This window comes from Pseudothauera hydrothermalis (genome assembly GCF_003345255.1).
Classification (GTDB): domain Bacteria; phylum Pseudomonadota; class Gammaproteobacteria; order Burkholderiales; family Rhodocyclaceae; genus Pseudothauera; species Pseudothauera hydrothermalis.
In genome coordinates, this window is the sequence record NZ_CP029331.1 from 683,954 (window position 1) to 709,723 (window position 25,770).

Consider the following 25,770-nt stretch of genomic DNA (forward strand, 5'->3'; position numbering starts at 1 on the left):
TTTGCTCAATTGGCCGGCAGGCCAATGTGCAGCTTCGCCACCTTGCGTTGGCGGCCGTAGATCAGGTTGATCATCATGCGTGACACCGTGACCGCGCTGAACATCGAGGTGAGAATGCCCAGGCAGTGCACCACCGCAAAACCGCGTACCGGACCGGAGCCGAACACCAGCAGGGCGATGCCGGCGATCAGGGTGGTGATGTTGGAGTCGAGAATGGTGTCGAAGGCGCGGTCGTAGCCGGCGGCAATGGCTGCCTGCGGCGTGGCGCCGTTACGCAGCTCTTCGCGGATGCGCTCGTTGATCAGCACGTTGGCGTCGATGGCCATACCCAGGGTCAGCGCCATCGCGGCGATGCCGGGCAGGGTGAGCGTGGCTTGAAGCAGCGACAGCAGGGCCACCAGCAACATCAGGTTGCAGACCAGCGCGATCACCGACACCAGGCCGAACAGGGTGTAGTAGACGATCATGAACACCGCGATCGCCACGAAACCCCAGACCACCGAGTTGGAGCCTTTGGCGATGTTTTCGGCGCCCAGGCTGGGGCCGACGGTGCGCTCCTCGATGATTTCCATCGGTGCCGCCAGACTGCCGGCGCGCAGCAGCAGGGCGATGTCATTGGCTTCGGTGGTGGTCATGCGCCCGGAAATCTGCACCCGGCCGCCGCCGATCTCGGTGCGGATCACCGGCGCGGTAACCACCTCGCCCTTGCCTTTTTCGATCAGCAGGATGGCCATGCGCTTGCCGACGTTCTCGCGTGTGATGTCGCGGAAGATGCGCGCGCCGGCCGCATCCAGGGTCAGATGCACCGCCGGTTCGTTGGTCTGGCCGTCGAAACCGGGCTGGGCGTCGGTCAGGCGGTCCCCGGTGAGCACCACCTGACGCTTGACCAAAAGCGGCAGGCCGCCGCGCTCGGTGTAGAGCTCGGTGCCGAACGGCACATTGCCGGCCAGCGCGGCCTCCAGCGCGCCGGGGGTGTCATCCACCATGCGCACTTCCAGCGTGGCGGTGCGACCGAGGATGTCCTTGGCCTTGGCTACGTCCTGCACACCGGGCAATTGCACCACGATGCGGTCGGCTCCTTGCTGTTGGATCACCGGCTCGGCTACGCCGAGTTCGTTGATGCGGTTGTGCAAAGTGGTGATGTTCTGCTTGATCGCAAAATCGCGCATCGTCTGCTGAGCTTGCGCGGTCAGTGTGGCGATCAGTTTGAAGTCGTCCGCGCCATCGTCGCGGTCGGTCAATTGCAGATCGGTAGTGGCGCTCAGAATCGCGTTGCGCGCGGCTTCGCGTTGCGCCGCATCCCGAAAGCGCAACTGCACGGTGTTGCCTTCGCGGCTGATGCCAGCATGGCGCACCCCGCGGTCGCGCATCAGGGTGCGCAGGTCTCCTGCGGTGGCGTCCAGGCGTTTGGTCAGCGCGCCGGGCATGTCGACCTGCAACAGGAAGTGCACCCCACCGCGCAGGTCTAGGCCCAGATACATCGGCAGCGCGTGGATACGGGTGAGCCAGTTGGGTGAAGCCGACAGCAGGTTGAGCGCAACGATGTAGGACGGATCCTGCGGATCCGGGTTGAGGGTGCTTTCGATCACGTCGCGCGCGCGGATCTGATCTTCGGTGTCGGCAAACCGAAAGCGCAGGCTATTGTCGTCCGCAAAGCGTCCGGTGTGCGGAATGCCGGCTGCGCGCAAGGCTTCCTCGATGCGGCTGCCGATCTGCGCGGCATCCAGCTTGACCGTGGCCTTGCCGCTGGAAATCTGCACGGCGGGGACTTCGCCGTAGAAGTTGGGCAGGGTGTAGACCAGACCCCATAACAGGATCAAGCCGATTAACAGGTTTTTCCACAGCGGGTAGCGATTCATGGGGGCGAAGTGAGCAAAGAAGCAGTGATGCAGGCCGCAGTGCGGCGGGACCCAGAAAAACGGCCGGCCCGCAAGGGGCCGGTCGGGGCGAGGCGATTAGAGTGCCTTCAGGGTGCCTTTGGGCAGAACCGTGGCAACCGCTTGCTTTTGCACCGCCACTACGGTGTTGGGAGCGATTTCGAGCTGCACGAAAGTGTCGCCCACTTCGGTGACGCGGCCGGCAATGCCACCGCCGGTGACCACTTCATCGCCCTTGGCCAGCGCCTCGACCATGGCTTTGTGTTCCTTGGCGCGTTTCATTTGTGGGCGGATCATCAGGAACCACAACACCACGAACATCAGGATCAACGGCAGCAAACCCATGAAGCTGTTTTGGGCAGCGCCGTCGGCCGCCTGGGCGTAAGCGTTGGAAATCAGCACGTTATACTCCAGAAATTGACAACAAATAGCGGATTATAGCAGCACGGCCCGGACGTGCCGGCGGACACGGTCCGCTGGTCACTGCGACCGGCTGCGCTCAGCGGCGTTCCCCGCGTGCGGCCAAATAAATGCCAAGCAGCAACAGGGTGAAGCCAGCCAGTTGCAGCGGCGCGAAGCCTTCACCGAAGAAAATCCAGGCCATCGCCGCGCTGCCCACCGGCTCGCCCAGTGTGACCACGGCCACGAAGGTGGCTGAAACATGGCGCAGCGACCAATTGTAAGCGGTGTGACCGAGTAGCTGTGGCCCCAGCGCCATACCGGCCAGTACCGCCCATGCGGTCAGGCTATGGCCAGTCAGCGCGCTGCCAGCCAGGCTGCTGGCGCTGACCAGGAACAGCGCGGCCACGCCGTAGGCCAACCAGATGTAGGCCGACAGCCCGAGCCCGGCGCGCAGCCGGCGCCCGATCAGCAAGTAGGCGGAAAAACACCAGGCGCCGATCAGTGCCAGCAAGTTACCGAGCAGCGGGTTACTGCCGGCGCCCGCGGTTTGACTGTCGCTCCAGAAGATCAGCAGACTGCCGCCAAAGGACAGGGCGATGCCGCCCAGCATCATCCGGGTGGGTATTTCGCGGAAAAGTACGAAGGAGGCCAGGCCGATCCACAGCGGGTTGGTGGTGACCAGAGCGGTGCTGGAGGCTACCGAGGTGTATTCCAGCGAGCTGATCCAGGTGGCGAAGTGGGCGGCGAGAAACAGCCCGGCGGCCAGCGCCATGAGCATCTGGCGGCCGGTGAGCGCAAGCAGGTCGCGGCGCGAATGCAGCAGCGCGATCGGGGTGACCACCAGCGCGGCGATGCCCAGCCGCCAGGTGGCCACCACCAGCGAGTCCACCCCTTCGGCCTGCGCCAGGCGGGCGAAGATGGCACCGAAGGAAATGGCGGTCAGCCCAAGGCCGAGCACGACGAAGGGCAGCCAGCGGGCAGGGGGCGAGGTCGGGGTGATCATGGTTTCGGGACCGCAAGGGGCGACTGGTCGCAGCCGCTCAGAAGGCCGGCACCACCGCGCCTTTGTACTTATCCAGAATGAAGCGCTTTACCGCCTCGCTGTTGAGCGCCTCGACCAGCTTGACTACCGCCGCTGCGTCCCGGTTGTCCTCGCGGGTCACCAGGATATTCACATAGGGCGATTCGCTGCCTTCGATGGCCAGCGCGTCCTTGGCCGGATTGAGTCCGGCTTCCAGCGCATAGTTGGTGTTGATCAGCGCCAGATCCACTTGGTCGAGCACGCGCGGCAGCGTGGCCGCTTCCAGTTCGCGGATTTTGATGCCCTTTGGGTTGTCGACGATGTCGCGCGGGGTGGCCAAAATGTTGGTCGCATCCTTGAGCTTGATTACCCCGGCGCGCGCCAGCAGTAACAGTGCGCGGCCACCATTGGTGGCGTCATTGGGGATCACCACGCTGGCGCCCTGAGGCAGTTCGGCGAGGCTTTTGATTTTGCGCGAGTAAGCGCCGAAAGGCTCGATGTGCACGCCGGCCACGCTCACCAGGCGGGTGCCCTTGCTGCGGTTGAACTCATCCAGGTAAGGCTGGTGTTGGAAGAAGTTGGCGTCCATGCGTTTTTCCGCTACTTGCACATTGGGCTGCACGTAGTCGGTGAATACTTTGATCTTGAGCGCGACGCCTTGCTGGGCCAGTGTGGGCTGGATGAATTCAAGGATTTCGGCGTGCGGCACCGCGGTGGCGGCCACGTTCAGCGTGTCGGCGGCTTGGGCGGAAAGGCTGGCGACCAGCGCCAGCGCGGTGAGAAGTTTCTTCATGGTTGGCCTCTCGTGAAGGGGGAAGGAACGGCGCGCAGGGTCATTTGCGCGAAAAATGCACCACCAGCCGGTCGCCGATGGATTGAAGGATTTGCACCAGCACCAGCAACAGGAGCACGGTGACGATCATCACGTCGGTCTGGAAGCGCTGGTAGCCGAAACGGATGGCCAGATCGCCCAGCCCGCCGGCGCCCACCACGCCGGCCATTGCGGTGTAGGACACCAGGGTGATGGCGGTCATGGTGATGGCGGCGATGATGCCCGGGCGCGCCTCGGGCAGCAAGGCGGCGACGATGATTTGTGCGGTGCTTGCCCCCATCGCCTGAGTGGCCTCGATGATGCCGCGGTCGACTTCGCGCAGCGCGGTCTCCACCAGGCGGGCGAAGAAAGGCGTGGCCCCGGCGACCAGCGGCGGGATGGCGCCGGCCACGCCCAGTGAGGTGCCGGTGATCAGCACGGTGACCGGGATCATGACGATCAGCAAGATGATGAAAGGCAGCGAGCGCAGCGCATTGACCAACACCGACAGCAGGCGGTAGAGGCCGCGGCGCTCGAACATCTGGCGTGGGCCGGTCAGAAAGAGCAGCACACCCAGCGGCAGGCCGAAGAGCACGGTAAAAAGCAGCGAGCCGCCCAGCATCAGCAGGGTGTCGACGGTGGCGAGCCAGATTTTGGCGAAATCGACATTGACGAAGTACTCGTTCATGCGCGTAGCACCTCCAGGTGCACCTCGGCCGCGGCCAAGCGGCGCTGGGCGGCATCGATGTTGCCGCCCACCAGGGCAATGGTAAGCTGGCCGTAGGGAGTGTCTCTGATGTGGTCGATGCGTCCGGCCAGGATGCTGAAATCCACCCCGGTCTCGCGCGCCACCGTGCCCAAAAGTGGCGCATAGGTGGCCTCGCCGCGGAAGGTCAGGCGCAGGATGCGCCCGGCTACATGGGCAAAGTCTGCGCTTTGAGCGTGCTCGTCGATCTGCTCGGCCTCGAGCACCAAGCGGCGGGTAGTGGGGTGCTGCGGATGGAGGAAAACCTCGCTGACCGCGCCTAGTTCGACGATGCGTCCGGCCTCCATCAACGCCACGCGGTCGCAGATCCGGCGGATCACGTCCATCTCGTGGGTGATCAGCACAATGGTCAGGCCCAGTTCGCGGTTGATGTCATCGAGCAGTTGCAGCACCTGCGCGGTGGTTTGCGGGTCGAGCGCGCTGGTGGCCTCGTCGCACAGCAGAATCTTGGGTTCGGTGGCGAGCGCCCGGGCAATGCCGACACGCTGTTTTTGGCCGCCGGACAGTTGAGCGGGGTACTTGCCGGCATGCGCCTCCAGGCCGACGCGCGCAAGCAGCCCCGCCACCCGTTCGGCGATCTGCCGACGGCTGAAGCCACCGGCAAGCGCGAGCGGCATGCCGATGTTGTCGGCCACGGTCTTGGACGATAGCAGGTTGAAGTGCTGGAAGATCATCCCGACGCGGCGGCGGAAAGCGCGCAGGCCGGCGGCGTCGAGCGCGGTGACGTCCTCGCCGTCTACCACGATGCGGCCGGCGCTCGGCTCCTCCAGACGGTTGATGAGCCGCAGCAGGGTGCTCTTGCCGGCACCCGAGTGGCCGATCAGGCCGAAGATCTCGCCGCGTTCGATGCGCAGGTCGGTCGGCTGCAGGGCGGGGATGTCCCGCCGGTGCGCGCGATAGGTTTTGCTCGCCTGTATGAGTTCGATCACGTCCCTGGTCCTGCGCCCTATGGGCCGGAGGAAAAAAGCGCCGAGTTTACCGCTGTGGGCGACGGACACAACGGCCTTGGCGGAATATGGATATGGCTAGTGCGCGCCAAGCGTGCCGGCGCACCGGCACGCTTGGCGCTCACCCTGCACTCAACCGTGGCCGCCGCCTTCCAGGTAGGCGGCGCGCACCTCGGGGCTCGCCAGCAGTTCGGCACCGCTGCCCGATAGGGTGATTTCGCCGTGCTGCAACACGTAGCCGCGATGGGCCACACGCAGCGCCTGGTTGGCGTTTTGCTCCACCAGCAGGATGGTCATGCCGTGGTCGCGGTTGAGCTCGCGGACGATCTGAAAAATTTTGCGGATGTAGATCGGCGCCAGACCCAGTGAGGGCTCATCGAGCAGTAGCAATTTGGGCCGGCTCATCAGCGCCCGACCGATGGCCAACATCTGCTGTTCGCCACCGGACAGGGTGCCGGCGCGTTGTCGGACGCGCTCCTGCAAGATGGGAAACAGCGCATAGACGCGGGCGATGTCGGCCTCGTAGTTGGTTTGGTCGCCGTGAATTGCCCCCATTTGCAGGTTTTCCAGCACCGTCATGCGCGGGAAGATGCGGCGGCCTTCGGGCACCAGCGCGATGCCGCGGCGGGCGATCTCATGGGTGGTGAGGCGGGTGATGTCCTCGCCATCAAAAACGATGCGCCCGGCGCTGGCCTGCGGTTTGCCAAAGAGGCTCATCATCAAGGTGGACTTGCCGGCGCCATTGGCACCGATCAGGGTGACGATTTCACCGACCTGCACCGATACGTCGATGCCGCGCAGCGCGTGGATGTGGCCGTAGTGGGCATGCACCCCTTCCATGGTCAGCATCATGATGCGCGTTCCTCCGTGTAGTCCTCCAGCGCCGTTTCGTCCTCGTCTTCGCCCAGATAGGCTTTGATCACTGCCGGATCGTTCTGCATCGCCTGCGGCGCGCCCTCGGCGATTTTGCGACCGTAGTTGATCACGCAGATGTGGTCCGAGACGTTCATCACCACGCTCATGTCATGCTCGATCAGCAAGATGGCCACGCCCTGCTCGTGGCACAGGTAGTGCAGCAGTTCATTGAGCTCTGCCGATTCGCGCGGGTTCAGGCCGGCAGCCGGCTCGTCCAGGCACAGCAGCACCGGCTCGACGCACAGCGCGCGGGCGATCTCGATGCGTCGCTGGATACCGTAAGGCAGCTCGCCTGCGGCGTGGTCGGCGTATTGGGTCAGTTGCAGGCGGTCCAGCCAGGTGATGGCGCGCGCGATCGCCTCGCGTTCGGCCCGGCGGTAGCCCGGCAGACCGAACAGACCGGCGAGCGAGAAGCGCGAAGCGCGCTGCAGCACGTTGTGCTGGGCGACGATCAGGTTTTCCAACACCGTCATCTTGGGGAACAGGCGGATGTTCTGGAAGGTGCGCACCACCTGGGCGTCGCGGGCGACGCGGTGGCTGGGCAGGGCCTCCAGGCGCATCGGGCCGCGCTCGGGGTGGGTGAGCAGCAAAGTGCCGGTGGTCGGTTTATAAAACCCGGTCAGGCAGTTGAACAGCGTGGTCTTGCCAGCGCCGTTGGGGCCGATGATGCTGGTGATTTTGCCTGCCGGCACTTCCAGCGATAGATCGTCGATGGCGGTCAGGCCGCCAAAACGCATGGTTAGGTTGCGTACCGAAAGCAAGGTGCTCATTGGGCTGCCTCCTTGCCGGTCGTACCTGCAGCCGACAGGCGCAGCGTGGGTTCGCGGTGGGCCAGCAGGCCGCCCGGACGCCACACCATGATCAGCACCATGGCCAGACCGAACAGCAGCATGCGGTATTCGGCAAAATTGCGGCCGAATTCCGGAATCAGCACCAGCAGCGCGGCAGCCAGCACCACGCCCATTTGTGAACCCATACCGCCCAACACCACGATGGCCAGAATGATTGCCGACTCGGTAAAGGTGAAGCTTTCGGGTGAAATGAAGCCTTGGCGCGCGGCGAAGAACACGCCGGCAAATCCGCCCAGCATGGCGCCGATGGCAAAGGCCGACAGTTTGATGTGGGTAGTGTTCATGCCCATCGCCTGGCAGGCGATCTCGTCTTCGCGCAAAGCTTCCCAGGCACGCCCCACCGGCAGCTTTCTGAGCCGCGAGACGAACACATGGGTGAGGAGCGCCAGCACCAGGATCAGGTAGTACAGGAAGATCAGCCGGTGCATTGGGGAGAACTCCAGGCCGAAGAAACCGGCGAAGTTCTGCCCGCCTTCGGGTGCGCTGCGGGTGAATTCCAGCCCGAAGAAGCTCGGGCGCGGAATCGAACTGATGCCGTTGGGGCCGCCGGAGAACTCGGTCCAGTTCACCAGGACGATGCGGATGATCTCGCCAAAGCCCAGTGTGACGATGGCCAGATAATCGCCGCGCAAGCGCAAGATGGGGTAGCCCAGCAGGATGCCGAATGCGGCCGCCAGGGCACCGGCTACCGGTAGAGCTTGCCAGAAGCCCCAGCCGAACTGGGTCGACAGCAGCGCGTAAGCGTAGGCGCCGACCGCGTAAAAAGCCACGTAACCCAGGTCGAGCAGGCCGGCGAGGCCCACCACCACGTTCAGCCCCCAGCCCAGCATCACATAGATCAGCACCGTGGTCGCGGTGTCGATCACGTAACGATTGTCGGAGAACACGATGGGCAGCGCCACCGAGGCACCCAGAGCCAGCCAGCCGAGCATGTTCACCACCGCCAGCGCACGGTTTGCGCCGGTGTTGCCGGCGGCCCGGCGGCGCGCGAGCCGGCGCTGTTTGAGGTGGTCGATTGCCCAGCGCAACGCCAGGCGGCCGCCGAAAGCCACGGCGACTGCGGCGGCCAGCAGGCCGAAGCGGGTTTCCACCGCCAGGCGGCCGCCGGCATCCACGGTGGTGAGGCCGATCAGCGGAATGCCCAGGATGAGGGCAACGAAAGCGATCCAGCCGGCGTCGCGCAGGCGCTCGGCCGGCGTCATGGCATGGTGGGCGAAGACGACGGTACTCATCAGACCTTCTCCACTTCAGGACGGCCGAGCAGGCCCGTGGGGCGCAGCATCAGCACCAGGCAGAGAATGCCGAAGGTGGCCACATCCTTGTATTCGGTCCACAGATAGGCCGACCAGAAGGACTCGATCAAACCGATCAGAAGCCCGCCCAGCATCGCCCCCGGCAGCGAACCGATGCCGCCGAGTACCGCGGCGGTAAAGGCTTTGATGCCGGCCAGAAAACCGATGAAAAAATCCACCACGCCGTAATACACCGTGACCATCACCCCGGCCACCGCGGCCAGCGCCGCGCCCAGCATGAAAGTCAGCGAGATGGTGCGGTCCACGTTGACGCCCAGCAGCGCCGCCATGGTGCGGTCCTGCTCGCAGGCGCGCTGCTGCCGGCCGAAGGGGGTCTGGGTGATCATCCAGGTGAAGGCGATCATCAGCACCACCGTGGTGACGATGATCAATAACTGGTTCCAACCGATCTGTACGGTGAATTCAGGTGTGCTCCACAACTGCAAGCCGCCCTCGATGACCGGCGGGATGGGCTTCACGCGCGCGCCCTGGGTGAGCTGCACCGCGTTTTGCAAAAAGATCGACATGCCGATGGCCGAAATCAGCGGAGCCAGGCGGGTGGAGCCGCGCAGCGGCCGGTAGGCGGTGCGTTCCACCGCCCAGCCGTAGGCCGAGGTGAAAAAGATCGCCACGATCAGCACAAAGGTCAGCGCCAGCGGTATCGAGGTGACCTCGGCGGCGGCGAGCAGGGTGAAGGCGGTGACCGCGATGAACGCGCTCACCATGAAGATATCGCCATGGGCGAAGTTGATCATGCCGATGATGCCGTAGACCATCGTGTAGCCGATCGCGATCAGGCCGTACATGGCACCGAGCGTAAGGCCATTGATGAGTTGTTGCAGTGCGTAGGCCACGCTTGTCTCCTGCTGTGGCGGCGCACGACGGCTGACGGCGGGCTTGCCGTTGCCGTGCGCAGTAGTGGTTTGCGGGAAAAATCGTCAAGACGTGCGCACCGCCTTGCGATGCGGCCCTGCCATGGCCGGCAGGGCCGCATCGCGGCCGGCGCGACTGCTTTTACTGGGCGTAGTCGTACTTGCCGCCCTGCCAGCGGTAAACCACGAAGCCCGGCGCCTTCTGGTCACCCTTGGCGTCGAAGGACAGCTTGCCGATCACGGTGTCGAAGGTGCCGGTGCGCAACGCTTTTTCCAGATCGGCGTACTTTACGCTCTTGGCGTTGTTGGCGGCCTGCTCGAACAATTGCATCGCAGCGTAGGCGTAGAGCACATAGCCTTCCGGCTCGATCTTGGCGGCGCGGAATTTCTCCACCACTGGCGCGGCTGCCGGGTTCTTGCGCGGGTCGGGAGAGAAGGTAAACAACACGTTGTCGGCGGCTGGACCGGCCGCGGTGACCAGCTCGGAGTTGGTCATGGTGTCGCCGCCCATTACGGTCAGTTGCAGGCCGGCCTGCTGGGCTTGACGCAGAATCAGCGCCACCTCGGTGTGGTAGCCGCCGTAAGCCATCACTTCCACGCCGGCTTGTTTCAGCTTGGTGACCAGGCCGGAATAATCCTTTTCGCCGGCGGTGATCGATTCGCGCAGCACCGGCTTCATGCCCTTGGTCTGCATGGCATTGGCCATCTCATCGGCCAGCCCCTTACCGTAGGCGCTCTTGTCATCGACCACGGCCACCTTTTTGCCTTTGAACTTGGTGGCGATGTAGTTGCCGGCAACCATGCCCTGCTGGTCGTCGCGGCCCATGATGCGGAAGATGTTTTTCAGGCCGCGCTCGGTGACCTGCGGGTTGGTCGACACCGTGGCCATCGGAATGTCGGCCTCGTGATAGACCTCGGAGGCGGGAATGGTGGAGCTTGAGCACCAGTGGCCGTGCATGAACACGATGCCTTTATTGACCATGGTGTTGGCCACCGAGACCGCTTGCTTGGGGTCGCAGGCGTCGTCACCGACTTCCAGGGTCAGCTTCTCGCCCAGAACGCCGCCGCGGGCATTGATGTCGGCAATGGCCATTTCCGCGCCGCGGCGGATCTGGTCGCCAGCCGAAGCGTACTGGCCGGTCATCGGGCCGGCAATGGCCACCGGCAAATCGGCCAGCGCGAGCTGGGAATAGGCGCCAAAGGTCAGGCAGGCGGTGGCGAGCAAGGTTTTCTTCATCAATCGTCTCCTTATCAACAGTGTTTCGAGCGTGCTCGGGTGATCGTGCGCACCACATGGTCGGGTGAGCGCCGTGACACGATAAGCGGATTTTTTGTTCTTTCCATCCGTGTTGCCCCTAACGACAGCAAGGTCTGCGCAGCCGGGGCAGTCTGCGCAGACCGTATGCACGGCTTACCCGCCCATGGCCATCAGGCTCGCGTTGCCGCCGGCGGCAGCGGTGTTCACGCTCACCGTGCGCTCGTGCACCAGGCGGGCGGGGTCGTATTCCGGTTCGGGACGCACCAGACCGACGATCGGGCCGCTGCGCGCGGCCAGGCGTACCCGCCAGGCGTCGGCTTCGCTTTCCGGGCCGTCGAACAGCAGCGCGCCAAAATCCGCCGCTTGCCAATTGGCGTCGAGTTCGAGCTGTGCGGCCAGCGCCGGTGGCAGCGCAGCGGCAAGCTGACGGGTAATGTCGTTATCGTCCATCAGCAGGCGGTTGCCGGTGGCCAGCGCGGCTAGCACTTGGTGCAGGCGGGCGGCAAAACCGCTGGCGACGCCTGCGATGCGTCCGCGTGGCACAAAGCGCAGACTGTTGTCCTCTCCGGTAGGACCGGGCAGGGTCAGGGTGAGACCGTCGATGCGACGCGTGCGATAGCCGTCCACACGGTCGCGCAGTACCGCGATGTCGTCGCCTTCGAGCAGCGCGCGGCCGTCGCGCTCCAACCACTCGGCAAACGCATCGAGCGCCGGTTGCACGGGGGCGGCGTGATCGAACATCGGGCCGGGGGTGCGCGCCAGCAGGCGGTGCAGGTAGAGCGGACCGCCGGCTTTCGGGCCGGTGCCGGACAAGCCCTCGCCGCCAAAGGGCTGCACACCTACCACCGCGCCGATCATGTTGCGATTCACATACAGATTGCCCACCTGGGCGCGCGCAACCACGCGGGCCACGGTTTCGTCGATGCGGGTATGCACCCCCATGGTCAGGCCGTAACCGCTGGCGTTGATGCTGTCGATCAGGCGTTCCAGATCACGCTCGCGGAAACGCAGCACATGCAGGATGGGGCCGAACTGCTCGCGCCCGAGGCGGGAAAAATCGTCGATTTCGATCACCGTCGGCGCCACGAAGGTGCCGCGCGCGCATTCGTCCGGCAAAGGGGTGCGGGTGACCCGGCAGCCAGCCGCTTGCATCACGGCCGTATAGGCTTCCAAGCGCTCGCGGGCTTCGCTGTCGATTACCGGGCCGATGTCGCGGCGCACATCGGCCGGATTGCCGATGGTCAGTTCCCGCAGCGCGCCAAACAGCATTTCCAGTATCCGGTCGGCGACATCTTCTTGCAGGCACAGCACCCGCAGCGCCGAGCAGCGCTGACCGGCGGAGTCGAAACTGGACGCGAGCACGTCGGCCACCACTTGTTCCGGCAGCGCGGTGGAGTCCACGATCATGGCGTTCTGGCCGCCGGTTTCGGCAATCAGCGGCAGGTTGCCGCCGCGTGCGGCAAGCTGCCGGTTGATCAGGGCGGCCACTTCGGTGGAGCCGGTAAACATCACCCCGCGTACCCGCGCGTCGGCCACCAGCGCGGCGCCAACCGTTTCACCGCGTCCGGGCAGCAGTTGCAAGGCGCCAGCGGGCACGCCGGCTTCATGAAACAGGCGTACTGCGGCGGCGGCGATCAACGGGGTTTGTTCGGCTGGCTTGGCGATGACCGGGTTGCCGGCAACCAAGGCCGCAGCCACTTGGCCGGTAAAAATAGCCAGCGGGAAGTTCCAAGGGCTGATGCATACCACCGGCCCCAAGGGCTGGTGAGTGCCGTTGTCGAATCCGCGCGCCTGTGCGGCGTAATAGCGGCAAAAGTCCACCGCTTCACGCAACTCGGCGACCGCGTTGGACCAGCTCTTGCCGGCTTCACGCACCGCCAGCGCAATCAGCCGGTCGCCGTCACGCTCCAGCAGGTCGGCGGTGCGCGCCAGGCAGTCGGCGCGCTCGGCCGGCAGCCGGGCGGCCCAGGTCGGGGCGGTGGCATAGGCGGCAGCCAGCGCGGCGTCGACGTCGCCAATGCTGGCTTCGATGACTTGGCCGACGATGTCGTCATGGTCAGCGGGGTTGCGCACAGGGCGGGTCACAGCGCTGTCCGCTGGCGCAGCGGCCAGCATCGGTGCGGCGTGGGCAAGGGTGCAGCGGCTGGCGGCCAAGGCGGCGGCAAGGCGCGCGCGCATGCTCTCGCTGGCCAGATCGACACCTGCAGAGTTGGCCCGTGCCGCGCCGTAGAGTTCGGCCGGCAGCGGGATGCGCGGATGCGGGGTGCCGGCGAGCGTTGCGGCTTCGGCCACCGGGTCGGCAATCAACGCTTCGACCGGAATGCTCTCATCCACGATGCGGTTTACGAAACTAGAATTGGCGCCGTTTTCCAGCAGGCGGCGGACCAGGTAGGCGAGCAGGGTCTCGTGGCTGCCGACCGGCGCGTAGATGCGGACCAGGCGACGCAGCTCGGGGTTGCCGACTAGCTGGTCGTAGAGCGGCTCGCCCATGCCGTGCAGGCATTGGAACTCGTAATCGCCTAGAGCGTAGTCCTCACCGGCTAGGTGAAAAATTGCTGCCAAGGTGTGGGCATTGTGGGTGGCAAACTGCGGATAAATGGCTTCGCGTGCGGCCAGCAGCTTGCGGGCGCAGGCCAGATAGGACACGTCGGTGTAGACCTTGCGGGTAAACACCGGATAGCCGGCCAGACCGTCGATTTGCGCGCGTTTGATCTCGGCGTCCCAGTAGGCGCCCTTGACCAGGCGCACCATGATGCGCCGGCCGCTGGCGCGGGCCAGCTCGATGATCCAGTCGAGCACGAAGGGTGCGCGCTTCTGGTAGGCCTGCACCACGAAGCCCAGGCCGTTCCAACCGGCCAGATCGGGATCGTGCGCCAGCGCTTCGAGCAGGTCCAGCGAGAGGTCCAGACGGTCGGCCTCCTCGGCGTCGATGTTCAGCCCGATGTCGTAGCGACGGGCGAGCATGCAGAGCGCTTTCAGGCGTGAGAGCAGTTCATCCATCACACGCTCGCGCTGCGCCCACTGGTAACGCGGGTGCAAGGCGGAGAGCTTGACCGAGATACCGTTGCCGTCGATGGTGCCGCGTCCGGCCGCAGTTTGGCCGATGGCGTGAATGGCCTCTTCGTAGGCACGGTGGTAGCGCTCGGCGTCGGCCGCGGTCATGGCCGCTTCGCCCAGCATGTCGAAGGAGTAGCGGTAGCCGCGTTTTTCGGCGCTGCGGCCGCGCTCGAGCGCCTCGTCGATGGTGCGCCCGGTGACGAACTGCTCGCCCAGCATGCGCATGGCCAGATCCATGCCCTTGCGGATCAGCGGCTCGCCGCCGCGCGCCAGCAGACGGGTCAGCGCACTGGCCAGGCCGTCGGCGCTGGGCGTGGCCACCAGACGACCGGTAATCAACAGTCCCCAGGTGGCCGCATTGACGAACAGCGACGGGCTGTTGCCCAGGTGTGCGCGCCAATCGCCGCGCGCCAGTTTGTCGCGGATCAAGCGATCGGCGGTGGCGCGGTCCGGTACCCGCAGCAGCGCTTCGGCCAGACACATCAGCGCCACGCCTTCCTGACTGGAGAGCGAGAACTCTTTCATCAGCGCATCGACGCCGGATGAGCGCACGCGCTTGGCGCGCAGTCCGCTCACCAGCTTGTGGGCAAGCTGGGCGATGCGCCCTTGCAGGGCGTCATCGACCCGTGCCGCACGGATCAGCGGCGGCACGCATTCGGCTTCGGGTACCCGCCAGGCGGCTTCGATCCTTTGGCGCGAGGGCTCGCGCGGGCTGTCAGGTAGCGCGGCTTCGGCCGCAGGGAACGGAAAAGGCGTGCTCACAGCAGGACTCCACCACAAAAGGCCGGCAAGGGCTCAGGCTGTCACCGGCAGATCGAGAGCCCGAAATATGAGCGAACAACCGTAGTTTATGGCGCCAAAAAACAAATTTATTCAGGCATAATGCCTTGCATATTAAATTTTTACAGGCAAATATTCTGTTGCACTGCAATGGATCGAATCGATTTACGCATACTTTCAGAATTGCAGGCCGATGCCCGCTTGTCGGTGGTGGAACTGTCGCGCCGCGTGGGACTCACCAAAACCCCGTGTGCCGAGCGCATCCGCCGCTTGGAAAAATCCGGCGTGATCCGCGGCTATCATGCCGAGCTCGACCCCGAGGCGATGGGGGCGGGGCATATCGTCATCGTGCAAGTGCTGCTTACCAGCACCACCGCCCATGATCTGCGCCGTTTCAACGAGGCGGTGTTGCGGATTCCGGAAATTCAGTCCTGCCACATGATTGCGGGGGATTTCGACTATCTGCTCAAGGTGCGTACCCGCGACATCCACGAGTATCGACGGGTGATGGGAGAGAAAATTTCCGAATTGCCCTGCGTGAAGCAGACCCACACCTATGTGGTCATGGAAAACGTCAAGGACAGCGCCCTGGTGCCGGTGCCGTCAGCGCCGCGTGCGACAGGATGAGCGGCATGGCAGAGCGCCGGCGGGCGCTGCGCGAGGCGGGTGGCGATGTTGCGGCTCAGGCGGTACCGGCGGCGCGTTCTTGGTGAAAGCGCGTCACATAGGCCGCAAACCGGTCGGCCGCAATGGCTTCACGCAGTTCGGCGGTGAGCGTTTGGTAATAGCGCAGGTTGTGCACCGTGTTGAGCATGCTGCCGAGAATCTCCCCGGTGCGGTGCAGATGATGCAGGTAGGCACGGCTGAAGTTGCGGCAGGTATAGCAGTCGCAACTGGGGTCGAGCGGGCGGGTGTCGGCCTTGTGGATGGCGTTTTTGATCTTGATGTCGCCGTAGCGGGTGAATAGCCAGCCGTTGCGGGCGTTGCGGGTGGGCATCACGCAGTCGAACATGTCGATGCCGCAGGCCACACCCGCGACGATATCCTCCGGCGTGCCCACGCCCATCAAATACCGCGGCTTATTCGTCGGCAGGCGCGGCGCGGTATGTGCAAGGATGCGCTGCATGTCGTCCTTGGGTTCGCCCACCGACAGGCCGCCGATGGCATAACCGTCAAAGCCGATGTCTTGCAGCGCGGCCAGCGATTCATCACGCAGGTCCTCATACATGCCGCCCTGCACGATGCCAAAGAGCGCGTTGCGGTTTTCCAAGCGGTCGAACTCCTCGCGCGAGCGCCGTGCCCAGCGTTGCGACAGACGCATGGACTTGGCGGCTTCATCGCGGGTGGCGGGGTAGGGCGTGCATTCGTCGAAGATCATCACCACGTCGGAGTCCAGCACGGTCTGGATTTGCATGGAGATTTCCGGCGTCAGCAGCAGCCGCGCGCCGTCGATCGGGCTGGCGAACTTCACCCCTTCCTCGCCGATCTTGCGTAGCGCACCCAGGCTGAACACCTGGAAGCCGCCCGAGTCGGTGAGGATGGGCTTGTTCCAGGCCATGAAGCGGTGCAGTCCGCCATGCGCGGCGATCACCTCCAGGCCCGGGCGCAGCCACAGATGAAAGGTATTACCCAGGCAGATTTGCGCGCCGATGCCGGCCAGCATGTCGGGGGTCATCGCCTTGACCGTGCCGTAGGTGCCCACCGGCATGAATACCGGGGTGTCTACGAGGCCGTGGTTCAAGGTCAAGCGGCCGCGGCGCGCGCCGCCCGAGGTGGCGAGAAGCTCAAACTGCATCGTGTTCGGCATCCGGGTTGCGGGTCAGGAACATGGCATCGCCATAGCTGAAAAAACGGTAACGCTGCGCCACCGCATGTGCATAAGCGCGGCGGATGGTCTGTAAGCCGGCAAAGGCGGAGACCAGCATCAGCAGGGTGGATTTGGGTAAGTGAAAATTGGTGATCAGACCGTCGACCACTTGAAAGTGAAAACCCGGCAGGATGAAAAGATCGGTTTCGCCGGCGCCGGCCACGAGCGGGCCGTCCTGGGCGGCGGCTTCCAGCGCACGCATGCTGGTGGTGCCTACGGCGATGACACGGCCGCCGGCGGCACGGGTCTCGGCGATCGCAGTCACGGTCTCGGCCGGAAGCACATAGCGTTCGGCGTGCATGCGGTGTTTGCCCAGATCGTTGACCCGCACCGGTTGGAAGGTGCCCGCGCCCACGTGCAAGGTCAGCCAGGCGAGTTTGACGCCGCTGGCCTTCAGGCGGTCGAGTAAGGCGTCATCGAAATGCAAGCCGGCCGTCGGTGCGGCCACCGAGCCGGGCTCGCGCGCATACACGGTCTGATAGCGCGATTCGTCGGTGTCGCCCGCCGCACGGCGGATGTAAGGCGGCAGCGGCAGCTTGCCGTGGCGCTCGAGCAAGGCGAACAGATCCTCGTCGGCCGGAAAGCGCAGGTGGAAGAACTCACCGACTCGGCCGAGCACCTCGACTTCGAAGGCTTCAGCCAGATGCAGCCGGCTACCGGCGCGCGGGCTCTTGCTGGCACGTACCTGGGCGAGCGCCTCGTGCGCTCCGATGGCGCGTTCGACCAGTACCTCCACCTGACCACCGCTGTCCTTGTGGCCATGCAGGCGGGCATGGATCACACGGGTGTCGTTGAAAACCAACAGGTCGCCGGCGCGCAGCCGTGTGGGCAGATCGGTAAAGCGCAAATCGACCGGTTCGCCATTGTCGACGGCCAACAAGCGGCTGGCGCTACGTTCTGCCAACGGCGTCTGGGCAATCAATTCGGGGGGGAGGTGGTAATCGAAATCGTCTAAGGTGAGAGGCATGTGCTTGCCGAGTGCGGTTGTGTTGTAGATAATGCGGGCCTTCCCGGTTCGGGATGTCGGAATCGGACATCGAACCAGCGCCGGGTGCGGCCCAAATTGGGCCCAGGCCGCCTTGCAGCGGACGCGCATTGTACCTGCGCGCCCCGGTACAGGCGACTTCACCGCCGGAGTGGTGAAATTGGTAGACACAGCACACTCAAAATGTGCCGCCTTCGGGCATGCCGGTTCGAGTCCGGCCTCCGGCACCATCCCAGTTCGTTCTCTGCACGCGCTCGTTGCGGCGAACTGCCGTGGCGAGGCTAGCGCGCCCGACTGACCGCGCGGATCGCCGGGTGGGTCAGCCGGCGTTCGACCGAAATCGCATAGAAAGCTTCCACGACTTCCGGCGCCTCGCCGATCCGGCGCACGCTGTGTTGCCGGCAGATCTGCTCGGCCAGCAGGCTGGGGGCCAGGAAGATGCCGGCGCCCGCTTCTCCGAAGGCGGTCATTAAAGCGCTGTCGTCGAATTCTCCCACGATGCGTGGGCGGATACGGCGGTCTTCCAGCCAGTGCAACATCGGTGTGCGTACCGCGGCATCGGGGCCGGGCAGCAGCAGCGGCGCTTCATGCAAACAGCCGGGAAACTCCCCTTTCAAGGTTTGTGCGAGCGCCTCGGTAGCGAACAGGCTGACTGAGGATTCGGCCAGTTTGTGGCTGTAACCGCGCACATCCATCTGTGGCGGCAGCGGGCTGTCGGCCAGCACCACGTCGAGCTTGTGGATAGCCAGATCGCCGAGCAGGCGGTCGAGCTTATCCTCACGGCATACGATGCGTATTGGTTCGGGCAGCGACAGCGAAGGCGCCAGCAGCACCCAGGCAATCGCTTTGGGCACCACGTCGGCCACGCCGACGCGAAACGGCAGGGCGCGACCGGTGGCGCGGCTGCTCAACGCGGTCTCCAGTTCAGTGCCCAGCCGGAAAATCTCTTCGGCATAACTGAGCACCATTTCACCGGTTTCGGTCAACACCAGCCTTCGGCCTTGGCGGCGGAACAGGGTGACGCCCAGGCTGGCTTCCAGCGTGGCGATCTGGCCTGACAAGGTTTGCGGCGCCAAGCCCGAGCGCTCGCTGGCGCGCACCACGCCGCCGGCGCGCGCCACGCTCCAGAAGTGGTGCAGTTGTTTGAAGTTGATCATCTGCGCTCAACATTCGAAAAAACGGGATAAAGATTCAGTTGAACTCGTATTTTAGCGAACTGTCCCAGACGTAGCATTCGGCTAGTCCATTGACCGGCCGGATCAGCCCAGTTCAAAGGAGAAGGATGATGCGTATCGATCTTCGGTGTGATGGTGTCGAGTCGAGTCCCGGACTCAAAGAATACGTCGCCAAGCGGATGCGCTTTGCAATCGGGCGCTTCCGCGACCATATCCAGTGGGCGCGGGTGAAGCTGGCCGATGTCAATGGGCCGCGCGGCGGTGCGGACAAACGTTGTGTGGTGCAGTTGCGGCTGCGCAACCTGCCGGATGTGATTTTCGCGATCACTGAGCTGGAAGCGCGTACCGCGGTCGATCGTGCGGCCGAACGTGTTGCCCGTGTGTTGGCCAGCAGGTTGAGCCGCCAGCGCCAAGGCTTGCGCATGCGCCCGCCGCAGTTGGCCGGCGCCTGATCCGAGGCTAAATGGCCGGTTTCAGGCTGGATTTGATGTAGTTGGACGATTTGCTGGAGGAAGACTTCGATGGAAAACCACATGACTACCATGACCCATTCGCAGGCATCGGTCCTGTCGACCAATCGGGTCATTCGTAACACTTATGTTCTGCTGTCGATGACGCTGGCTTTCTCTGCGGTCGTCGCCGGCGTATCGATGGCGCTTGGTTTGCCGCATCCCGGGCTCATCCTGACCCTGATCGGTTACTTCGGGCTGCTGTTTCTGACCGCCAAGCTGCGTAACAGCTCGGGCGGCATTCTTGCCGTCTTTGCACTGACCGGTTTCATGGGTTACACCCTGGGACCGATCCTGTCGGCCTATCTGGCGCTGCCCAATGGCCATATGATCGTGATGCAGGCAATGGGCGGCACGGCGGCCATCTTCTTGGGGCTGTCGGCCTATGCGCTGACCACCCGGAAGGATTTTTCCTTCATGGGCGGCTTCCTGATGGTCGGCATTCTGGTGGCCTTCCTGGCTGGCCTGGGCGCGATCTTCTTCGAGGTTCCGGCCCTGTCGCTGGCGGTGTCCGCAATGTTCGTGCTGTTGATGTCCGGTCTGATTCTGTATGAGACCAGCAATATCATCCACGGCGGCGAAACCAACTACATCATGGCCACGGTGACGCTGTATGTGTCGATCTACAACCTCTTTACCAGTCTGTTGCATTTGCTGGGCTTCATGAATAACGAGTGATCGTGGCCCTAGGGTGCGACAAACGGGCGGCCTGCGGGCCGCCCGTTTGTCGTCCACGGCGCCCGCAGGCAGTCGCCCTGCGCGGCCGAGGGCTGGGGTTACAATACGCGCCTCACAAGTTTGGACGGGTCAGATGAAGACCACATTTCTGGATTTCGAACAGCCGCTGGCTGATCTTGCGGCCAAGATCGAGGAACTGCGCTTTGTGCAGGATGATTCCGCGGTGGATATTTCCGAGGAAATCGCCCGCTTGGAGGCCAAGAGCCAGGCGCTGACCAAGGATTTGTACGCCAAGCTTACGCCGTGGCAGATTGCCCAGGTGGCCCGTCATCCGCAGCGCCCTTACACGCTGGACTACGCCGAGCTGGTGTTTACCGACTTCCAGGAACTGCACGGTGACCGCGCCTTTGCCGACGACAAGGCCATCGTCGGCGGCTTGGCGCGTTTCAATGGGCAAAGTTGCGTGGTGATCGGCCACCAGAAAGGGCGTGACACCAAAGAAAAGATCCAGCGCAACTTCGGCATGCCCCGTCCGGAAGGCTATCGCAAGGCGCTGCGTCTGATGAAGATGGCCGAAAAGTTCGGGTTGCCGGTCTTCACCTTTGTCGACACCCCCGGTGCCTACCCCGGCATTGGCGCCGAAGAACGTGGCCAGTCGGAAGCGATCGGCCACAATCTTTACGTGATGGCCGAGCTCAAGGTGCCGATCGTCACCACCATCATCGGCGAGGGCGGCTCCGGCGGTGCGCTGGCCATTGCGGTAGCCGACCAGGTGTTGATGCTGCAATACGCCACCTATTCGGTGATCTCGCCGGAAGGTTGCGCGTCCATTTTGTGGAAGAGCGCGGACAAGGCCGCCGAGGCGGCCGAGACCATGGGCATTACCGCAGCGCGCCTCAAATCGCTGGGGCTGGTAGATAAAGTGGTCAGCGAACCCGTGGGCGGCGCGCATCGCGACCACCGTGCCATGGCACAGAATCTGAAACGGGCGCTCACTGACGCCCTGCGCCAGGTGGCCGACCTGAGTCCGGTGCAGTTGGTCGAGCAGCGTTTCGCAAAACTGATGAGCTACGGCCGTTTCAAGGAACAAAACGCAGCCTGAGCCGCTGTCCGTGTGCGCGATGCTCCCGGCTGCGCTGCAAGATGAGCTGGCTGCGGTACTGGCTGCGGCGGGCGTCGGCAAACAGACCACGCTGTGCTGTGCGCTGTCTGGCGGGGTCGATTCGATGCTGCTATTGCACGGGTTGGCTGCGTTGCGTGCGCGGCTCGGTTTTCGGTTGGTGGCAGCGCATGTCCATCACGGTTTGAGTCCGCATGCCGACCATTGGGCCGCGTTTTGTGCGGCGCAGTGTGCTTCCCTGGGGGTGGCGCTGCAAACCTTCCATGTCGTGGTCGATCGTAACGATCCGGCTGGTCTGGAAGCTGCGGCGCGGCGCGTGCGCCACGCAGCGCTCGGTGGCGTGGCGTGCGATTGGCTGGTGTTCGGACATCATCAGGACGACCAGGCCGAAACCGTGTTGTTTCGGCTGGCGCGCGGGGCCGGGGTGCGCGGCGCCGCAGGCATGGCGGCGATCGAGTTCGGCTCGCCTGGGCGTTTGCGGCCGCTGCTGGGGCTGCGGCGTGAGCAAATCGAGCAGGCTGCCCGGGATGCGGGCTTAGTCTGGGTGGATGACGAGAGCAATGTCGACCTGCGCTACACCCGTAATGCCTTGCGTCACCGGGTCTTGCCGGCGCTCGAAGCGGTGTTACCGGCTGCGGTGCCCGGCTTGGCGCGCGCCGCGGCTCATTTTCGCGAGGCGGACGAATTGCTCGATGCGCTGGCGGCCGAGGATGCGCGGCGCTGCGGCGGAGATATCCTGTCGCGTACTGCGGTGTGTGCTTTGTCCTCGGCGCGTTTGCGTAATCTGTTGCGTTGGAAAATGCGCACGCTGGGGGTGGAGGCGGTTTCGCGCACGCGTCTTTTCGAGATCGAACGGCAGTTACGCTTTGGTGCCGCAGACAAGCCTTTGCGCTTGCCGCTAGGGGTATTGGCCTGCTGTGTTTACCGCGACGCCTTGTGGCTGGAACGCGCCCAGCCGGAAAACCCGGTAGCGCGGCCATGGCGGGGTGAGGCCAGATTGCCCTGGGGCGATGGCGCGGTAAGGTTTGAGCCGACGCAGGGCCTGGGGGTGTCGCAGCGGCTGCTGCGTGCCGCGGGGCAGTCGTGGTTGGTGCGGCGTTGGCCGGGGTTGGCGATGCGCGTGCAAAATGGCAGGCCGCGACGCCGCTTCAAAAACTTGTGCCAAGAAGCGGGCATTGCGCCATGGTTGCGCGACCGCCTGCCGGTGTTGCAGGTCGATGGCGAAGCGGTATGGATTGCCGGCATTGGCGTGGCGGCCGACTGGCAATGCATGGCGGGCGAAGAGGGCGTGCTGCCGGTGTGGCAGCAGAGCGTGGATCAATCAGTAACGGATGCCGGTCAGTAGTTGCGCCAGTTCCACCGCCGAGCGCACCCCCATCTTGTCGAAAATCTTTGCGCGGTGTGCTTCCACGGTACGCATTGAGATATTCAGCTCGTCGGCGATCACTTTGTTGTACTTGCCTTCCAGAATGAGGGCCATGACTTCACGTTCGCGCGCGGTGACTGTGGCCAGCCGTGCCTGGACGGTTTCGCGGTCGGCCGCGGCGCGTTGGCGTTCGGCATCGGCCGCCAGCGCTTGCGCGACGATGTCGAGCAGTTCGTTGTCATTGAAGGGTTTTTCGATGAAGTCGAAGGCCCCTTTTTTCAAGGCGCCGACCGCCATCGGCACATCGCCGTGGCCGGTGATGAAAATCACCGGCAAACGACAATCACGGGCCCGCAAGGCGTCGAAGCATTCGAGGCCACTCATGCCCTGCATGCGGATATCCAGCACGATGCAGCCGCTCCAGTCCGGTTGCCAGGCGGCCAAAAATGCCTCGGCGCTCGGCCATAGGCGGCAGGCGAGCCCACGGGTGCGGAACTGCCATTCCAGTGCGTCGCGGATGGCCTCGTCGTCGTCGATGATGTGTGCGCAGGCGGTGTTCATGCAGGCTCCACCGGTAGCGTAAGAATGAAAATGGTACCGCCTTCCGGATTGCTTTCGAAACCGAGCCGCCCACGGTGCAACTCGGCAATCGAGCGGCAGATGTTCAGACCCATACCCATGCCTTCCGGCTTGGTGGTGAAAAAAGGTTCGAACAGTCGGCGGGCGGTTTGCGGATCGATGCCGCGGCCCTGGTCGATGACCTTGATCACCACTAGATCGTCTTCCTGGCCGGTGCGCAGGCGCACGGTGCGTCGCTGCGGCGGATTGTCGTGCATCGCGTCCATGCCGTTGCGCACCAGATTGACGATGATCTGCTCGATCATCACCGGGTCGGCATCCACCTCCGGCAGGCGGTCGGCCAGTTCGGTGAGCAGACGGATGCGGCGTTTGCGGGCGTCGGCCTCGATCAGATCGACTGCATCCCGGATGATGACATTGATATCGACAGGTATCCGCTTGGGCTCGGAGCGGCGCACAAAGTCGTGCACCCGGCGGATGATCTCGCCGGCGCGTTGCGCCTGACGGCCGAGCCGCAAGTGGATTTCCATGAGCTCTTCACGATCGATCTCGCCCGCGGCGGCGAGTCGGTTCATACACCCGCTGTTGTAGCTGGCAATGGCTGCCAGCGGTTGGTTGAGCTCATGCGCCAGGGTCGAGGCCATCTCGCCCATGGTGATCAGCCGGGAGGTGGCTTGTAAGCGTTCCTCCTGTTGTCGGGCCAACTCCTGGGCGCGTTTTTGCTCGGTGATGTCCAGAAAGGAGCCCAGCCAGCCGGTATGCCGTCCTTGGGCGTCGATCAGCGGGGCCTCGAACAGCAGCACATCTAACGGTTCGCCGTTTTTGCGCCGAAAGCGCAGCTCCACCCCTTCGGGGGTGGAGCCGCCTTCTTGCAAGCGGTCGAGCAGCGCCTGTCGCTGCTCGGTGTGGTCCGGCAGCCAGTAGGGCAGCGGCGGCGCGCGGCCGATCAATTCCTCGGCGCTGTAGCCGGTCATCCGACAGAATGCCGGGTTGACATGGGTGATGCGCCCGCGAAGGTCGCGTGCGCGCATGCCGGTGATCATCGAGTCCTCCATGGCTTTGCGAAAGGCCGACTCGTTGCGCAGCGCCTGTTCGGCGGCAAGTCGACGGGCGAGCTGGCTGCGTAGCTGCCAGACACTCCACAGGATGACACCGCACAGCAGCACCAATGAGCCGATTAGCAGCACCGGAATCCAGCGCGTTTCGCCGCGATAGGCGGTGATCCGTAGGGTGAGTCCGTGACCGGGCGGCTCGAAGCTCATGCGGTATTCGTGCGCGCTCGACAACGGTGCGACCTTGGATTTGGCCGCGATTTCACGGCCGTCCGCATCGAGCACGCTGACCCGGTAGCGCTCGGAAAACCACCAGGGCAGCTCGCGTACCACCAGAGTCTGGAGCGAATACACGCCGACCGCGGTACCGGCGAATGCGCCTTCGGCGTAGAGCGGCACATGGACCTCGAAGTGGTAATCGCCGCCGGCGACCTCGTAGGCCGGACCGTAGGCCGGCTGGCCTATGGCTCGCGCCAAGCGCAATATCGACGCGGCCGGCACCGCGCCCTGGGTTTCGCCCATCAGATGGGCTTCGGACAGCGGCGGGACGGCGCCCTTGAGCTTGCCTTCGGCATCGAGCCAGATCACCCGTACCAGGCCGCTTTCGGCACGCAGCAATTGCTCCAGGCTGGCGCGGGTACTGGGCGCGCGCAGTCCCGCAGCCAGTAACTCCGGCCCCAACTGAGCCAGTAGCGCAGCGTTGCGATCGAGATGGAAGCGCATGTTTTGCTCCATCCATAAAACGTCGTTGATCAGCGTAGCCCGCTGCGCCTCTTCGTCATAGGCGCGGGTCAGCCAGACCAGCGCGGCGATGGTGCCTAGAAACAGCGCAAGCGTCAGATAGGGCAGGCGCAATTGCCAGGTGGCGGGCACCGGTGCTGGGGGCGTGTCCATCGTGGGGGCGAGCGGTGTGTGGTCAGAAGGCTGGGTGATCGATCGCGCGGCGACGGGGGGGTTAAGGCACAAGGGTAAATAAAAACCGCCAGCGCGGGGCGAAATCCGCGCTGCGGGGGCAGAGGGTGGCTGGGCCTGGCTGTGTTGGCGGGCCACGCCGGGTGTCGCAGAAACCTGCTAACATTGCGCGTTTTATCAAACCTCAGTCTGGAGTTTTCCATGGCCATCGAACGCACTTTGTCCATCATCAAACCCGATGCGGTCGCCAAGAACGTGATTGGCAAGATCTATCAGCGTTTCGAGGACGCTGGTCTGAAGATCGTTGCCGCCAAGATGGTCCATTTGTCCGAGCAGGAAGCCGGCCAATTTTACGCGGTACATAAAGATCGCCCCTTCTTCAAGGATCTGGTGTCCTTCATGACCTCCGGCCCGGTCATGGTGCAGTGCCTGGAAGGTGAGAACGCGATTGCCAAAAACCGTGAGCTGATGGGCGCCACCGACCCGAAGAAGGCCGCGCCGGGCACCATCCGCGCCGATTTTGCCGAATCCATCGACGCCAACGCGGTCCACGGCTCCGATGCGCCGGAAACCGCGGCGGTGGAAGTGGCGTTCTTCTTCCCCGGCATGAATATTTACAGCGGCCGCTGAGGGAACCGAGGCGACGCGGCGGCGTTCAGAAGCAGTCGAACCGCTGCG

The 25,770-nt window shown here is 64.3% G+C and carries 23 protein-coding genes and 1 tRNA gene; 7 read left to right on the forward strand and 17 right to left on the reverse strand.

What is annotated here, in order from left to right; all coding sequences use genetic code 11:
• Positions 1-5: 5 nt before the first annotated feature.
• The 12 genes from secD to putA form a co-directional block, all read right to left on the reverse strand.
• Positions 6-1,859, reverse strand: a complete 1,854-nt coding sequence (gene secD / locus DIE29_RS03370; RefSeq protein WP_114649228.1) for a protein translocase subunit SecD — start codon at positions 1,857-1,859, stop codon at positions 6-8.
• 96 nt (positions 1,860-1,955) lie between these two features.
• Positions 1,956-2,279 (reverse strand): preprotein translocase subunit YajC, encoded by a 324-nt coding sequence (gene yajC, locus DIE29_RS03375; RefSeq protein WP_102040961.1) that lies wholly within the window; start codon positions 2,277-2,279, stop codon positions 1,956-1,958.
• A gap of 97 nt (positions 2,280-2,376) precedes the next feature.
• Complete coding sequence (locus DIE29_RS03380) at positions 2,377-3,282, reverse strand: DMT family transporter (RefSeq protein WP_418333212.1); 906 nt, start codon at positions 3,280-3,282, stop codon at positions 2,377-2,379.
• 37 nt (positions 3,283-3,319) lie between these two features.
• A complete protein-coding gene (locus tag DIE29_RS03385) occupies positions 3,320-4,093 on the reverse strand; it encodes a MetQ/NlpA family ABC transporter substrate-binding protein (protein WP_102040962.1) in 774 nt (257 codons plus the stop codon).
• 40 nt (positions 4,094-4,133) lie between these two features.
• Entirely contained in the window at positions 4,134-4,799 is a 666-nt protein-coding gene (locus DIE29_RS03390) for a methionine ABC transporter permease (RefSeq protein ID WP_114649229.1), read from the reverse strand.
• Complete coding sequence (locus DIE29_RS03395) at positions 4,796-5,806, reverse strand: methionine ABC transporter ATP-binding protein (RefSeq protein ID WP_114649230.1); 1,011 nt, start codon at positions 5,804-5,806, stop codon at positions 4,796-4,798. Before DIE29_RS03395 ends, DIE29_RS03390 begins: the two co-directional genes overlap by 4 nt.
• A gap of 150 nt (positions 5,807-5,956) precedes the next feature.
• The gene (locus tag DIE29_RS03400; protein ID WP_108081003.1) at positions 5,957-6,673 is read right to left on the reverse strand and encodes an ABC transporter ATP-binding protein; all 717 of its coding nucleotides are present in this window, start codon (positions 6,671-6,673) and stop codon (positions 5,957-5,959) included.
• Entirely contained in the window at positions 6,673-7,509 is an 837-nt protein-coding gene (locus tag DIE29_RS03405) for an ABC transporter ATP-binding protein (RefSeq protein ID WP_114649231.1), read from the reverse strand. The genes DIE29_RS03400 and DIE29_RS03405 overlap by 1 nt, the downstream gene beginning before the upstream one ends.
• A complete protein-coding gene (gene livM, locus DIE29_RS03410; protein WP_114649232.1) occupies positions 7,506-8,822 on the reverse strand; it encodes a high-affinity branched-chain amino acid ABC transporter permease LivM in 1,317 nt (438 codons plus the stop codon). Before livM ends, DIE29_RS03405 begins: the two co-directional genes overlap by 4 nt.
• Positions 8,822-9,736, reverse strand: coding sequence for an ABC transporter permease subunit (locus DIE29_RS03415; RefSeq protein ID WP_114649233.1), 915 nt, complete (start codon positions 9,734-9,736; stop codon positions 8,822-8,824). Before DIE29_RS03415 ends, livM begins: the two co-directional genes overlap by 1 nt.
• A 160-nt stretch (positions 9,737-9,896) precedes the next feature.
• On the reverse strand, positions 9,897-10,991 hold the full coding sequence (locus tag DIE29_RS03420; protein WP_102040969.1) for a branched-chain amino acid ABC transporter substrate-binding protein: 1,095 nt from the start codon (positions 10,989-10,991) through the stop codon (positions 9,897-9,899).
• Positions 10,992-11,165: 174 nt separating this feature from the next.
• Positions 11,166-14,831, reverse strand: a complete 3,666-nt coding sequence (gene putA, locus DIE29_RS03425) for a trifunctional transcriptional regulator/proline dehydrogenase/L-glutamate gamma-semialdehyde dehydrogenase (RefSeq protein WP_205409774.1) — start codon at positions 14,829-14,831, stop codon at positions 11,166-11,168.
• Between the two features lie 168 nt (positions 14,832-14,999).
• On the opposite strand from putA, the gene DIE29_RS03430 reads away from it, so the two are divergent.
• A complete protein-coding gene (locus DIE29_RS03430) occupies positions 15,000-15,476 on the forward strand; it encodes an Lrp/AsnC ligand binding domain-containing protein (protein ID WP_102040971.1) in 477 nt (158 codons plus the stop codon).
• Between the two features lie 55 nt (positions 15,477-15,531).
• On the opposite strand, the gene tgt is transcribed toward DIE29_RS03430, so the two are convergent.
• Positions 15,532-16,644 (reverse strand): tRNA guanosine(34) transglycosylase Tgt, encoded by a 1,113-nt coding sequence (gene tgt, locus DIE29_RS03435; RefSeq protein WP_102040972.1) that lies wholly within the window; start codon positions 16,642-16,644, stop codon positions 15,532-15,534.
• A complete protein-coding gene (queA, locus tag DIE29_RS03440) occupies positions 16,634-17,683 on the reverse strand; it encodes a tRNA preQ1(34) S-adenosylmethionine ribosyltransferase-isomerase QueA (RefSeq protein ID WP_102040973.1) in 1,050 nt (349 codons plus the stop codon). Before queA ends, tgt begins: the two co-directional genes overlap by 11 nt.
• Before the next feature lie 163 nt (positions 17,684-17,846).
• On the opposite strand from queA, the gene DIE29_RS03445 reads away from it, so the two are divergent.
• Positions 17,847-17,931 (forward strand) — tRNA-Leu (locus DIE29_RS03445).
• Between the two features lie 51 nt (positions 17,932-17,982).
• On the opposite strand, the gene nhaR is transcribed toward DIE29_RS03445, so the two are convergent.
• Positions 17,983-18,858, reverse strand: coding sequence for a transcriptional activator NhaR (nhaR, locus tag DIE29_RS03450; RefSeq protein WP_102040974.1), 876 nt, complete (start codon positions 18,856-18,858; stop codon positions 17,983-17,985).
• A 128-nt stretch (positions 18,859-18,986) separates the two neighbouring features.
• Here nhaR and DIE29_RS03455 point away from each other — a divergent pair, with 128 nt between their 5' ends.
• The 4 genes from DIE29_RS03455 to tilS all read left to right on the forward strand — a co-directional run bounded on the left by DIE29_RS03455 (position 18,987) and on the right by tilS (position 22,528).
• Positions 18,987-19,328: an HPF/RaiA family ribosome-associated protein gene (locus DIE29_RS03455; RefSeq protein ID WP_102043083.1), complete on the forward strand. Its 342-nt coding sequence runs from the start codon at positions 18,987-18,989 to the stop codon at positions 19,326-19,328.
• Between the two features lie 69 nt (positions 19,329-19,397).
• A complete protein-coding gene (locus DIE29_RS03460; RefSeq protein ID WP_102040975.1) occupies positions 19,398-20,063 on the forward strand; it encodes a Bax inhibitor-1/YccA family protein in 666 nt (221 codons plus the stop codon).
• Positions 20,064-20,196: 133 nt separating this feature from the next.
• Positions 20,197-21,165, forward strand: a complete 969-nt coding sequence (locus tag DIE29_RS03465) for an acetyl-CoA carboxylase carboxyltransferase subunit alpha (RefSeq protein WP_102040976.1) — start codon at positions 20,197-20,199, stop codon at positions 21,163-21,165.
• A 19-nt stretch (positions 21,166-21,184) separates the two neighbouring features.
• Positions 21,185-22,528 (forward strand): tRNA lysidine(34) synthetase TilS, encoded by a 1,344-nt coding sequence (gene tilS, locus DIE29_RS03470; protein ID WP_102040977.1) that lies wholly within the window; start codon positions 21,185-21,187, stop codon positions 22,526-22,528.
• Here the strand turns inward: tilS and DIE29_RS03475 are convergent.
• Together DIE29_RS03475 and DIE29_RS03480 are read right to left on the reverse strand one after the other, a co-directional pair.
• A complete protein-coding gene (locus DIE29_RS03475) occupies positions 22,505-23,110 on the reverse strand; it encodes a response regulator transcription factor (RefSeq protein ID WP_102040978.1) in 606 nt (201 codons plus the stop codon). The two genes, tilS and DIE29_RS03475, sit on opposite strands and share 24 nt — an antisense overlap.
• Positions 23,107-25,074: a sensor histidine kinase gene (locus DIE29_RS03480; RefSeq protein WP_102040979.1), complete on the reverse strand. Its 1,968-nt coding sequence runs from the start codon at positions 25,072-25,074 to the stop codon at positions 23,107-23,109. The genes DIE29_RS03475 and DIE29_RS03480 overlap by 4 nt, the downstream gene beginning before the upstream one ends.
• Positions 25,075-25,293: 219 nt before the next feature.
• On the opposite strand from DIE29_RS03480, the gene ndk reads away from it, so the two are divergent.
• Positions 25,294-25,722 (forward strand): nucleoside-diphosphate kinase, encoded by a 429-nt coding sequence (gene ndk, locus DIE29_RS03485; protein ID WP_102040980.1) that lies wholly within the window; start codon positions 25,294-25,296, stop codon positions 25,720-25,722.
• The last annotated feature ends 48 nt before the right edge of the window (positions 25,723-25,770 follow it).

Coding starts and splice junctions, on each gene's coding strand:
- DIE29_RS03405 (WP_114649231.1), bottom strand. CDS start 7,509: ATGAGCACCTTGCTTTCGGTACGCAACCTAACCATGCGTTTTGGCGGC.
- DIE29_RS03480 (WP_102040979.1), bottom strand. CDS start 25,074: ATGGACACGCCCCCAGCACCGGTGCCCGCCACCTGGCAATTGCGCCTG.
- secD (WP_114649228.1), bottom strand. CDS start 1,859: ATGAATCGCTACCCGCTGTGGAAAAACCTGTTAATCGGCTTGATCCTG.
- DIE29_RS03460 (WP_102040975.1), top strand. CDS start 19,398: ATGGAAAACCACATGACTACCATGACCCATTCGCAGGCATCGGTCCTG.
- tilS (WP_102040977.1), top strand. CDS start 21,185: ATGCTCCCGGCTGCGCTGCAAGATGAGCTGGCTGCGGTACTGGCTGCG.
- DIE29_RS03465 (WP_102040976.1), top strand. CDS start 20,197: ATGAAGACCACATTTCTGGATTTCGAACAGCCGCTGGCTGATCTTGCG.
- livM (WP_114649232.1), bottom strand. CDS start 8,822: ATGAGTACCGTCGTCTTCGCCCACCATGCCATGACGCCGGCCGAGCGC.
- DIE29_RS03400 (WP_108081003.1), bottom strand. CDS start 6,673: ATGCTGACCATGGAAGGGGTGCATGCCCACTACGGCCACATCCACGCG.
- DIE29_RS03475 (WP_102040978.1), bottom strand. CDS start 23,110: ATGAACACCGCCTGCGCACACATCATCGACGACGACGAGGCCATCCGC.
- DIE29_RS03430 (WP_102040971.1), top strand. CDS start 15,000: ATGGATCGAATCGATTTACGCATACTTTCAGAATTGCAGGCCGATGCC.
- DIE29_RS03420 (WP_102040969.1), bottom strand. CDS start 10,991: ATGAAGAAAACCTTGCTCGCCACCGCCTGCCTGACCTTTGGCGCCTAT.
- nhaR (WP_102040974.1), bottom strand. CDS start 18,858: ATGATCAACTTCAAACAACTGCACCACTTCTGGAGCGTGGCGCGCGCC.
- DIE29_RS03385 (WP_102040962.1), bottom strand. CDS start 4,093: ATGAAGAAACTTCTCACCGCGCTGGCGCTGGTCGCCAGCCTTTCCGCC.
- DIE29_RS03455 (WP_102043083.1), top strand. CDS start 18,987: ATGCGTATCGATCTTCGGTGTGATGGTGTCGAGTCGAGTCCCGGACTC.
- ndk (WP_102040980.1), top strand. CDS start 25,294: ATGGCCATCGAACGCACTTTGTCCATCATCAAACCCGATGCGGTCGCC.
- tgt (WP_102040972.1), bottom strand. CDS start 16,644: ATGCAGTTTGAGCTTCTCGCCACCTCGGGCGGCGCGCGCCGCGGCCGC.
- DIE29_RS03390 (WP_114649229.1), bottom strand. CDS start 4,799: ATGAACGAGTACTTCGTCAATGTCGATTTCGCCAAAATCTGGCTCGCC.
- DIE29_RS03380 (WP_418333212.1), bottom strand. CDS start 3,282: ATGATCACCCCGACCTCGCCCCCTGCCCGCTGGCTGCCCTTCGTCGTG.
- queA (WP_102040973.1), bottom strand. CDS start 17,683: ATGCCTCTCACCTTAGACGATTTCGATTACCACCTCCCCCCCGAATTG.